The sequence below is a fragment of the Pseudomonas sp. LBUM1640 genome (assembly GCF_059716225.1).
The window spans coordinates 3,304,968-3,318,137 of record NZ_CP166816.1; the positions used below are offsets into that span (position 1 = coordinate 3,304,968).

2 protein-coding genes are annotated in these 13,170 nt (G+C 62.1%); both read left to right on the forward strand.

Features of this window, described 5'->3' with window-relative positions:
• The first annotated feature begins 10 nt into the window (after positions 1-10).
• Positions 11-12,493: a two-partner secretion domain-containing protein gene (locus ACA065_RS14870; protein WP_497695177.1), complete on the forward strand. Its 12,483-nt coding sequence runs from the start codon at positions 11-13 to the stop codon at positions 12,491-12,493.
• Complete coding sequence (locus ACA065_RS14875) at positions 12,490-12,966, forward strand: hypothetical protein (protein WP_446436407.1); 477 nt, start codon at positions 12,490-12,492, stop codon at positions 12,964-12,966. Before ACA065_RS14870 ends, ACA065_RS14875 begins: the two co-directional genes overlap by 4 nt.
• Positions 12,967-13,170: the final 204 nt, after the last annotated feature.

The following is a 13,170-nucleotide window of genomic DNA, read 5'->3' on the forward strand; positions in this document are numbered from 1 at the left end:
GAGACTTCACATGGACGTCCGCCAGTTCGCCTTTCTTGCGCGCCAGCCTTGCGCAGCGCTAAAAAACCGCACGTCGTTTCTGGGCCTGCCCAAACGCGGGCTGGCGCTGATTCTGGTGAACGCGCTGTTCTGGCAGCCGTTGCTGGCGCAGGCGGACGGCATTGTTGTGAATGCGCCCGGCACCACGCTGGCGCAAGCCGGCAATGGCGTACCGATTGTCAACATCGCGGCGCCGAATGCGGCGGGCCTGTCCCATAACCAGTTCCATGACTACAACGTCGGCACGCAAGGCCTGATCCTCAATAACGTCACCGACCGCACCCAAAGCACACAGCTGGGCGGGATCATTGTCGGCAACCCCAACTTCACCGGGCAGGCCGCCAGCACCATCCTTAACGAAGTCAACGGCGGCAGCCCGAGCCAGTTGCGCGGCTACACCGAAGTGGCGGGGCAGTCAGCGCATGTGATTGTCGCCAACCCTTACGGCGTGAGCTGCAACGGTTGCGGCTTTATCAACACGCCGCAGGTGACGTTGACCACCGGCCAGGCTGTGATTGAAAACGGCAAGATCAGCCGCTACCAGGTGGACCAGGGCAGTGTGTCGGTTGATGGCGACGGTGTGAACGCGAGCAACGTTGGTCAGTTCGAAATCATCACCCGCGCCGCGCACATCAACGCGCAGATTCAGGCACAAAAGCTGGCCATCATCGCCGGGCGCAATGACGTCGACGCCGCCACCTTGAATGCCACCGCACGGGCGGCTGACGGCAGTGCCGCACCGACGCTGGCGATCGACTCATCGGCGTTGGGCGGGATGTACGCCGGTACGATCAGGCTGGTGGGCACTGAGGCAGGCGTTGGGGTGCGGCTTGCCGGCAACATGGTTGCCGGTGGGGATATCCGTATCGATGCCAACGGGCACCTGACCCTGGGACAAACCTCGGCCGGCACTGCCTTGAATGTGACCGCCCAAAGCCTGGAAACCCAAGGCGCGGTGTATGCCGGTACAGACCTGGCGATCAAGGCCCAAGGCGACCTCAGCAACTCCAACAACCTGGCAGCCCGCGACAGCATCACGCTCGACAGCGGCGCTCGCCTGAGCAACAGCGGCATTATCGAAGCGGGCGTAAATGCCGATAACAGCCGCAATACCAACGGCGATGTGCGCCTGGCTGCGCAAACCCTGGACAACACCGATAACACCGTCATCGCCAGCCGTGACTTGACGGTGAATGCCGCTGCGCTGGTCAACCGGCACGGTACCCTCAGCGCCCAGCGCCAGGGCCAGATCAACGCCGATCAGTTGGACAACCAGAGCCAAGGCCGGATTGTCAGCGCCGCAGACCTCAGCCTGAACCTCAACGGCGGCTTGCTGGATAACCGCAACGGGCAGGTGCTGGCGCGCACCGCTTCGGTCAACGTGGGCACGCTGGATAACCGTCAGGGCCGGGTGCAGGGCGACACCCGCCTGAGCCTTGTTGGCACGGGCGCGATTGATAACCGCCAGGGTACTTTGGTAGCCGGCCAAGCCTTCGACGTGAGGGCGGCGAGCCTGAACAACACCAACGGCAGCCTGACCAGCAACGGCCAGCTCACGGCACAGATCGCCGGGCAACTGCTCAATCAGGCCGGCCTGTTCGCCGCCACCGGTGATCTGCAACTGAACGCCGACAGCCTCGACAACAGCCTCAAAGGCATTCTCAGCGGGCAACACACCGTCAGCCTCAATGCGGGCAGCCTGGACAACAGTGGCCAAGGCAGCGTGTACGCCAAAGACGACCTGTCGTTGGTACTGCGCAATCAGCTCAATAACACCCAAGGTGTGGTGCGCAGCGATAGCAGTTTTGGCGCGCAAGTAGGCAACCTGATCAACGACGGCGGGGCCATCAGCAGCGCCGGGCCATGGGCGCTCACCAGCCAGGGGGCGATCAGCAACCGGGGCGGCCAGTTGTACAGCGCCCGCAGCCTGACCCTGGAGCTGAACCACGCGCAATTGGACAACGCCGGTGGCCTGATCAATACCCCAGGCGCGCTGCTGCTCAGCCATCTCGCCACGGTGGGCAACAGTGGCGGTGAAATCTCCAGCGCGCAGGCCTTTACGTTTGCCGCGCAGAACCTCGACAACAGCGGCGGCAAGGTGATCAGCGACCAGGCGCTGACCCTGCAGGTCGACCAGTTGCTGGCGAACCTCAACGGTGAAATTTCGGCAGCCGGGCTCAAAGCGCAAGTGGGCACGCTGGACAACACCCACGGCTTGCTCAGCAGCTCGACGGATTTGGCGGTGAGCGTGGGCGGCAGCCTGGGCAACGACGGCGGCGAGGTGTCGAGCGCCGGTGCCAGCGTGGTCAATGCCACGGCGCTGAGCAACAAGGGCGGGCAGGTGCTGGGCGATAACAGCCTCGACCTGAGCGTTATCGGCGCACTCGGCAATCAGGGCGGCACCCTCGGCGCCGGCCAGCGCTTGCAAGTGAAGTCTGCCAGCCTGGACAACAGCCAGTCCGGCAGCCTCGTCAGCGATGGCAGCCTGAACGCAACCGTAGACGGCCTGCTCGACAACCATGCGCAAGGCAGCGTGCTGGCCAAGGGCGCGGTGAGCATCCAGTCCGCCAGCCTGGACAACCGCAACGGGTTGATGCGTGCCAACCAGAACCTGAATCTGCACACCGGCCAGGTGGATAACCGCCAGGGCGTGATCAACAGCCAGCAGGCGCTGGGCTTTGTTGGCCAGTCGCTGAATAACAGTAATGGCTTGATCAGCGCCACCGGTCCGCTGCACCTGGCCTTCGATAGCGTCAGCAACGCCAAGGGCCGTATCGCCAGCCAAGGCGACCTCGACGCAACCTTGGGGACACTGACTCAACAAGGCGGGGAGCTGACGGCCCAGGGGGCGCTGACGCTGAATGCCAACACCCTCGACAACAGCAACGGCGGGCTGGTAGCGGCGACAAAAGCGCTGAAACTGGAGGTCGACAGCACCGACAACCGCGCCGGGGAGATTTCCAGCCAGCAAGACGTCGCGCTGGCCGGCCAGCAATTGGACAACAGCGGCGGCAAGCTGCTTGCCGCGACGGCACTGGAACTGGCCGTGGCCCAGGTGATCAACCAGGCCGAAGGGCTGATATACGCGCAGGATGCGCACCTTGTCGGCACGCGCCTGGACAACACCCAAGGCAGCGTGGCCGCCCAGCACTCGCTGGCGATTCAACTGGCGCCGGCCGCATTGCCGGGTGCCAGCCTGATCAATGCCGGCGGCACTCTTAGCAGCGAAGGCGACCTGACGCTGCTCGGCCAACGCCTCGACAACAGCGCTGGCAAGGTGACCAGCGCGGGCATGCTCAGTGTGACCAGCACTGGCGACCTGTTGAACCTGGGCGGCACCTTCGATTCGGCACACGGCCTGACACTCACCAGCGCCAGCCTCGACAACAGCCAGCAAGGCCTGATCAAAAGTGACGGCGCAGCCAGCGTCACCACCGGCCAGTTCAACAACGCCACCGGCGGTGCCCTCACCAGCACCGGCAAGCTCGACCTGGCCGCGACCCAGGTCAACAACGGCGGGCGTATCGCCAGCGCCGATGTACTGACCGCCAGCGTCACCGGCCTGACCCAGCAGGGCGGCCAACTGTTCAGCAACACCCAGCTGAACCTGAACCTCAACGGCGGCGACCTGAGCAACGGCGGCTTGATCAATGCGCCAATCCTGCTGCTGAGCAACCTGGGCAACCTGAGTAACCAGGGCGGCGAAATCTCCAGCCAGAACGCGTTCTCGCTGGCGGCGCACAGCCTGGACAACAGCAACGGCAAACTCATCAGCAATCAGGCCCTGAGCCTCACTGCAGACCAGCAACTGGGCAACGTCAACGGCCACATCAGCGCCGCAGGTTTCACCGCGCGCAGCGCGCAACTGGATAACACCGACGGCATCATCAGCAGCCATGCCGGGGTCGACATCACTGCCCGTGACCAACTCACCAACCAGCGCGGCAGCCTGGTCGGCGATGGTGCGCTGCTGCTCACCACCGCCAGCCTGGACAACCGCAGTGGTCAAGTGGCCGGCAAGGCCGACACCACGCTCAACGCCAACGCCATCAACAACCAGCAAGGCCAGTTGGTCAGCACCGATACCTTGCACATCAGCGCTGCCAGCCTGGATAACCGCTTGGGTCTGGTCGGCGCTACACACGCACTGACACTGGGCGTGGGCAGCATCGACAACCGCGCGGGCGAGTTGACCGGCAGCGCCGATGTCAGCGTGAATGCCCAGCGCCTGGACAACAGCGACGGCGGCAAGCTGTTCGCGGCGAACGCCCTGAGCCTGACCGTCGACCAACTGCTTAACCGCACGCTGGGCCAGCTCAACGGCCAGCGCGTGACACTCAGCGGCTCGACGCTGGACAACAGCGGCGGCAAGGTTTTCAGCCAGCAGCCGCTGATGCTGACCCTGACCGGTGACGTCGACAACACTCAGGGCGTGTTGAGCAGTGAAAGCCAACTGAGCCTCAGCGCCGCCAACCTCAACAATGCCCAAGGCAGCATTTCCAGCGCACAAGACCTCACGCTGGGCCTGCGCGGCCAGGTCAATAACCTCGGCGGCGAACTGGTGACCGACGGCGCCCTGAGCCTGAACAGCCTCGGGGTGAGTAACGGCCAAGGCAGCCTCAGTGCTAAAGGTGCGGTGGCGCTGATCACCGGTGACCTGAGTAACCAGAACGGCAGCATCAGCAGCGGCGACACCCTGAACCTCACCGCCGGCCACCTTAGCAACGGCGGCAGCATCGGCAGCAGCAACGCACTGACCGTCAGCGTGAACGGCCTGGACCAGCAAGGCGGCAAGCTGTTCAGCAACGGCGCGCTGACGCTCGACGTGAACAACGGCGTGTTGAACAACAGCGGCGGTTTGATCAATTCGGCCGGGGCGCTGCAACTGAACCACCTCACCGACGTCTCCAACAGCAACGGTGAAATCTCCAGCGGCCAGGCTTTCACGCTGGCCGCGCGCACCCTCGACAACAGCAACGGCAAGCTGCTCAGTAACCAAGCGCTGACCCTGCGCATCAACCAGGCGCTGACAAACATCAAGGGCCTGATCGGTGCTGCCGGCCTCGACGCCCACGCCGCCTCGGTGGACAACAGCAACGGCACCCTGAACAGCCGGGGCGACCTGCAACTGGCCAGCGACGGCCTGCTGAACAACACCGGCCTTGGCCTGCTCCACAGCCAAGGCAACCTGAACCTCACGGCGGCCAGCCTGAATACCGGCAACGGCGGTGAAGTGTCGGCCCTGGGTACGCTCGACCTGAGCACCGGCACGTTGACCTCGGCAAACGGCCGGGTGACAGGCGAGCAACGCGTGACCCTGGACCTGAGCAACGGCGACCTGAATAACGGCGACCTGGATAACCACGGCGGCCTGATCCTCGGCAAAGGCCCGCTGACGATTAACCACCTGCGTGACCTAAACAACCAAGGGGGTGAAGTCTCCAGCCAGCAGAACCTGACGCTGGCCGCGCGTACGCTGGACAACAGCGCCGGCAAGCTGATCAGCAGCCAGGCACTGACCCTCGGCGCGGCCAACCTGATCAACGCCAATGGCCTGGTGTCGGGCTGGCAGAGCCTCAGCTTCAGCGGCGGTAGCCTCGACAACCGCAACAACGGCACGTTTTCCAGCCGCAGCGGCGCGATGGCCGTCAACCTCACGGGCGCGCTGCTCAACAGCGGCGCCGGTGCGCTGGTCAGCCAGGGCCGGCTGGACATTAACGCGACCAGCCTCGACAACAGCAGTGGCGGGATTCTGTCCAGCGCTGCGGGGCAGGGCCTGACGGTCAGCGGCCTGCTCAACAACAGTGGCGGCGGTTTGATCGACAGCGGCGCGACCCTGGACGTTCAGGCAGCGACCCTGGGCAACGACGCCGGCAAGATCAACGCGCAGCAGGCGCTGGCGGTGAGTGCCACCGACCTGAGCAACAACGCCGGCACCCTGGCAGGCAACGCCGCAGTGAACCTCAACCTGCTCGGCAACCTGATTAACACCAACGGCACACTGGCCAGCGCCGGTCCGTTGCTGGTGCAGCGTGCCAACCAGGTCAATAACCAGGGCGGGCAGATAGTCAGCCAGAACCTGCTGAGCCTGTTTGCCGGTGCAATCGACAACAGCCAACACGGCACCCTCGCGGGCACCGGCAACGTGGCGATCAACACGAATGGCATGCTGCAAAACAACGCCGACGGCTTAATTTACAGCCAGGGCGCTGGCGTGCAGTTACAGGCTGCCGGGCTGGCCAACGCTCGCGGCGTGGTGCAGGGCCAGAACGGCCTCACCCTCAACACCAGCGGCGACGTGGATAACCAGAGCGGCAAATTACTTGCGCAAACCGGTGACCTGACGCTCAACGCCAACAGCCTCGACAATCGTGGCGGCACGCTCGCCAGCCTCAACGGCGCAGTGCAGGCGCAACTGGTGGGCGTGCTGCGCAACGGCTACGACTTGAACAACAACCGCCAGGGCGGCACGGTGCAGGGCCAGCGCCTCAACCTGTTGGCGGCGATGATTGATAACTATGGCGGACGTGTCTCTGCCCAAGGCGGCGATGCGCTCATCACCACCGGCAACGTCGACAACCGTAACGGCGGCATCTATGCCACGGGCCTGGTGAGCGTCAGCGCTAACGACTTCGACAACAGTGGCGATAACGACGGCCAGATCGCCGGCCAACAGATCGACCTGAGCCTGCGCGGCGCATTGAATAACCGCCTGGGTATCGTCGAAAGCCAAACCACCCTAAAGGTCAGCGCCGCCAGCCTTGACAACGGCAACGGCCGCTTGCGCGCCCTGGGCAACGCGGGCACCACCGAGTTCGCCATCGGCGGCCTGCTGGACAACACTAACGGTGTGCTTGAAACCGCCAACAGCAACCTGATACTCGGTGCCGGCGGCCTGCAGAACGTCGGCGGCAGCGTGCTGCACGTCGGCAATGGCAACTTCACGATTGCGCCGAGCAACCTCAACAGCGTCGGCGGCAGCCTGGTGACGCGCGGCGGGTTGACCGTCGCCCAGGACACCTGGACCAACAACAGCGTGATCCAGGCCGGGCGGCTGACGGTCACCGTCAACACCCTCAACCAGACCACCGACGGCCAATTGCTGGCCAGCAACGCGTTTAGCGGTACGGGCGGCAACTGGTCCACCAACGGCCTGATCGCCAGTGACGGCAGCCTCGACCTGCATGTAGGCGGCACGCTCAACGGCGCTGGGCGCATCACCAGCCAGGGCGACCTGAGCCTGAGCGCCGCGCAACTGAACCTGAGCAGCACCGCCAGCGTGGCCGGCGGCGGCCTCACCAGCGCCACTATCACCGGCACCCTGAACAACGCCGGGCGGCTGACCTCGGCCAACGACCTGATCATCAATGCCGGCGCGATAAACAACACCGCAACCCTCGGCAGCGCTCAGAAGCTCACCGCCACCACCGGCGCCTTGCTCAATGACCATGGCCTGATATTCAGCGGTGGCGACATGAGCCTGCGCGTCGACACGCTGACCAACAGCTACGCCGACGTCTACAGCCTGGGCAACCTGAGCATCGACCGCGACGGCCAAGGCGGCTTTGCCACGGCGATCGTCAACAGTTCGTCGAGCCTGCAAAGCGACGGCAATATGAGCCTGGCCGCCAGCACCCTTCAGAACGTGCGCGCGGTACTCACCACCAGCGCGGGCGGCATCTACACCGCCTCGATCACGGAATTCCCCTGCATCGAAGGCCCGAACTACGCGGGTGATTGCAGCGGCAAACAGAACCACCTGTGGCAAATCGATCAGCGCGAAAAGCTCGAAGTGACGGCCTCCAGCGCCGCCTCCAGCATCACCGCCGGGCAAAACCTCAGCATTGCCGGCGGCGACGTCGTCAATGCCAGCAGCACTATCGGCGCGGGCGGCAACCTCAGCGTTGCCGTCAACAACCTGACCAACAGTGGCGTTGAAACCGGCGAAACCGATACCTCGCGCCTGTTCGTGTCCGAGCGTACCCGCCATCCCGAAATGTGGTACGACGCCGCCGCAGCGTTCAATAGCCGTTACTCCATTGGCGGCGCCAGCTACAACCCCAATGACCTGAGTGGTCTGCAGGGCGCCATGGCCTCGTTCATCGGTATCACCGAGGCTGAGCGTACGGTGTTGCGCACCGTCACCCAGATCGGCGGCGGCGACCAAAGCTACGCCGGGGTGATTCAGGCGGGTGGCGCGGTCAACGTCAGGGCGCAGGCCGACCTTGATAACAGCGTGGTGCGACCAGGTTTCACTTACGTCGGTGCGGGTGCCAAAACCGGCACTGGCGCGGCTGGCGCGAGCGGTGCGAGTGCGTTCTCCACCCGTATCACCGTCAACGGGCAACTGCCGCCCGACCTGGCCCAGCGGCAAATCAACCCACTGACCTTGCCGGGGTTCAGCCTGCCAACCGGGCAAAACGGCCTGTTCCGCCTGAGCGGGCAGGGCAGCAGCGCCACGGCTTCCAATAACAGCGCACCGGGCTGGTCCGTGAGTGGCGCCAGTCTTCAATTGGACGCGCATCCAATCACCGCGCCCTCGACCGCCGGCCGATTGATACAGGTGAGTGCGCCGGCCCCCGACACGGCCAACAGCGTTCAACTTGACCTGGCCAGCCGCCAAGCCAGCGGCATTGGCGCCAGTGGCAGCGGCGTTGGCGCGATCAGCGACGGCGGCGGCGCCAGCATTCAAAGCCCGGACCGCAGCAGCGCAGCGCCAGCGATTGTTGCATCCCTCCCGAACACACCGCACAAACCCGGTGTGATCGATAACCCGTCCCTGATAGCCAGCCAAAGCATCGCCCGTGTACAGGGCCTGCCAAACACCCAGCCGGTGTCGCAGCCACAGAAATACCTGATCGAAACCAACCCGGTGCTCACCGACCTCAAGCAGTTCATGAGCTCGGACTACCTGCTTTCCGGCCTTGGCTACAACCCCGACGACAGCGCCAAGCGCCTCGGCGACGGCCTCTACGAGCAACGCTTGGTCGAACAAGCGGTGGTGGCCCGCACCGGCCAACGCTTCATCGACGGCCAGAACTCCGACTCGGGCATGCTCAAGTACCTGATGGACAACGCCATCAGCAGCAAACAGCAACTTGGCCTAAGTGTGGGTGTGAGCCTCACTTCGGCCCAAGTCGCGGCGCTGACCCACGACATCGTGTGGCTCGAGAACGAGCAAGTGAACGGCGAAAACGTCCTGGTGCCCGTGGTCTACCTGGCCCAGGCCAACAACCGCCTGGCCCCGGACGGCGCGTTGATCGCCGGTAACGACGTCAACCTGATCGCCGGCCAGAACCTGGACAACGTCGGTACCTTGCGGGCCAGCAATAACCTGTCGGCCCAGGCCGGCAACGACCTCAGCAACAGCGGCCTGATCCAGGCCGGCAACCGCCTGGACCTGCTGGCCGGCAACAGCATCGTCAACACCGCTGGCGGCATCATCGCCGGGCGCGACGTGAACCTGACCGCCACCAATGGCGACATCCTCAACGAGCGCAGCGTCACCAGCCATGACAGCAGCAGCGGCTACCGCACCGAACACACCGACTCCGTGGACAGCGCCGCACGCATCGAAGCTGCGAACAACCTGAGCCTGCAAGCCGGCCGCGACGTCGACAGCGTAGGCGGGGTAACCAGCAGCGGCGCCGACACCACGATCAAGGCCGGGCGCGACGTCAACCTCGTCGCGGCCGAAGGCGACAATAGCAACACGGTGAGCGGGCTGTTCAAGGACAGCAGCGTGACCCAGTACGGCAGCCGCGTGGATGCCGGCGGTGATTTGAAGGTACAGGCGGGGCGGGACATCAGCGCGGTGGCGAGTGAGATCGATGCCAAGCGCGATGTGACGATGTCGGCAGTGGGCGATCTGTCGCTGTCGTCGGCGGCGGACGAATCCCATGCCTCGTTTACCTCGAAAAAGGTCAAGAGTGAAGACGACCATGTGAGCCAGGTGTCGACCACGGTGAAGGCCGGTGGCGACGTGGCGCTGAGCGCCGGGCAAGACCTGGGGTTGACGGCGAGCCGGGTGACGGCGGGGGATGAGGCGTATTTGTATGCCGGCAACACGCTTGATCTGAATGCTGCGCAAGACAGTGATTACTCGCTGTACGACATGAAGAAGAAAGGTGGCTTTGGCGCGCTGAAGACTCAGCATGATGAAGTGACTGATGTTCGCAATGTGGGGAGTCAGATCCAAACAGGCGGGGCGCTATCGCTGATCAGCGGCGGCGACCAGGTGTACCAGAACGCCAAGCTTGATAGCGGTGCGAACCTGTCGCTGAACAGTGGCGGGAGCATTTCGTTTGAGGCGGTGAAGGATCTGCACCAGGAGAGCCACAGCAAGAGCGATTCCAGCCTGGCGTGGACGTCGATGTCAGGGAAAGGCAGTACCGATGAAACCCTTCGCCAGACCGAGATGACGGCCAAGGGGCAGACCGTCATCAATGCGGTGAACGGCTTGAATATCGGCATCAAGCAGATCGATCAAAACACGGTTGCGCAAACCATCGATGTCATGGTCAAGGCTGACCCGAGCCTGGCGTGGTTGAAAGATGCCGAAGCCCGCGGCGATGTGAACTGGCAGCAAGTCAAGGAAATGCACGACGCCTACAAGTACAGCCATTCCAGCTTGGGCGAAGGCGCGATGCTGGCGATCATCATCATTGTCTCGGTGCTGACGGCGGGGGCGGCGAGTGGCGCGGTGGCTGCAATGTCCGGGGCTGGCGCTGGGTCGACCATGGCTGCGGCTACAGCTGAAGTCGCAGCCACTGCAACGACTGCCGCTGTTGATGCGACCACCGCTGGCTTGGGGAACATGATGGCCTCGGCCGTGTTGACCTCAATGGCCAGCAGTGGTGCGGTGAGTTTGATCAATAACAAAGGGAATCTGGGCGCGACCCTGAAGGACGCACTCTCGACATCAAGCCTTAAAAGCGATGTGTTGGCGGGACTTACTGCGGGAATAGGCTACGAGCTGCCTTACAACCCTACCGTGTTCAGCGTGGACAACCTCGAAAAGGCGGCTGTCACCTCGGTTGCCAATGCCGTTGCTAAAACGGCTGTCGAGGGCGGGAGTCTGCAGGGCAATCTGGTTAGCTCGCTGGCCGGTGCCGCGATTAACGTCGGTGGCGCAACGGTAGCTAACGATATCGGAGGGACTTACCTGCCCGACGGTTCGTTGACCAAGATCGGCATGCATGCCTTGCTCGGCGGCGTTCTATCCGTCGCTCAAGGCGGGGATTTCAAGACGGGCGCGTTGGCAGCGGGGGCTGACGAAGCTGTCGTCAAGAGCTTGTCGGACCTGGTCATGCCTGATCCTGCGACGGCCAATTCGCTGACCCTGCAGCAAGCGCAGCAGAGGCTGGTCGCGCTGTCAGGGCTGGTTGGCATCCTTGCCGCCACGGCGACAGGCGGGAATGCCTCGATTGGTGCTTCCGTGGCGGAAAATGCTACGCAGAACAATTTCCTGGGGCCGAATTCGATAGCCCGTCGAGAGGCAGATCGTCAGGCACTGGAACACGGTACTGCGACAGTTCAGCAGGCAGCTGAATACAAGGAATTGCAACAACGCGATCAGCAGAGCGATTACCTGCGCTCGAAAGTTGCGGCTGGAGACCCGCTAACCGACGCAGAGCGGTCCTTTCTGGTTGATTCATATCAACAGTACTACGACGAAATGGTCAGCAAAGTCGGTGGGGGGCTGGCGGGCGCCGCGTTAAGCGGCTTGAAGCAGAATGGCGCCATTACCACTTACGACTTCCCCTTTGCCGGAACACCGGAACAGAAAGCTGAATGGACGGCTGCCAATTCCCAAACAGCTTTAGACTTTTTGAAAACAGCCTTTCGCTCAGCCAGCGAGGATGAAACGCTCTACAACGGCATCGGGCACAGCGAGCAGATAGCAAAGGCACAGGAGCAAGACGTCCAAATCGGGCAGATTGCCATGTTGCCTGAGGAGGGATTGGCCGGGATTGCTGCGATAGGCGCTGTGACTATCGGGAAGGCGGTATCGGCTGGCAGCGAAGCTGGCGGTGCGTTACCTTCCACGCTGGGTTTGGAGGAGAGCGGGGCGGGTGCAGCACTTGAGTTAGATGGTGTCGGTGCAAAAGGGTCGACGAGCTTCAATTCTGTTCCTCGCAACGCAAATGATCTTGCAGGAGGTCCGCTTGAAAACGCTACTCAGATTAGCGGCCGCTTTAAGCTAGACGGTGGCCCAGCGAATGGAGCTGTGTATCGGGCCGATAATCAAGGAAATATCACCAGCTACGCTGTCTATGATTCAGCTGGGATGATTGTTAAGCGGGTTGACGTTACAGGTGCAGCTCATGCTGATGTGTCGACACCACATGTAATAGAGTATGGTAGAAATACGTTGCCGGACGGGACAATAAGAGTTCAGTCGCCTTCTACGAAACTGGCTCCACGGCCTACCAATCCGAATGAGATTCCATGATGAAAGTTGATACTCTTAGACAGTTTAGTGGTTTAAGCAGATACGAGTTATGGGCGTCAGGCTGGGCTAAGAAAGATAATATAGATATATTTTCTTATGTTAGCGCCATGTGCAATCCTGAAGACTGTCTGCTATTTTGCAGGCTGTTGTTTCCTGATTTTTTTGTTAGCCAAGGCGCGATTTTTTTAAGCGCTAAATACGATCATGATGTTTTCGTTGTATGGCTAAAAAAGTTTGACGGTGATGCGCGCGCAGTTGAAAAAATAATGAATCATACTCACTTGTACGATGTTTTTTCAGGCTGTACTGATGAGGTTGATGATGTTGTTTTTGAACAGCTAGCTGAAACTATTGCTTTGTCATGGCGGCTAGTCCTAAAAGACAAATTCCCAGAACGTAAATTTTCTGTTGATGTTTCGAATTCAGATCAGGATTACGGTCCTACTGTTACCTTTTTTCAAGTCATTGACTAGGTGCAAAAGGGGTTGTCACAAAAAACCCAAATGCAACTAGTGCTCTGACTGATTCGGAAGCTGGTACGCTGGTTGAGCGGAATGTTTTGGAGGCGGGTGCAAATAATGCAGCCGCAGAAATTGGATTCCCTGTTTCCAGATCGAAAAACCCGCTCAGCCCTGTTCTGGAGCACGATGCGTACGGGAATGAAATCATGTATCGCA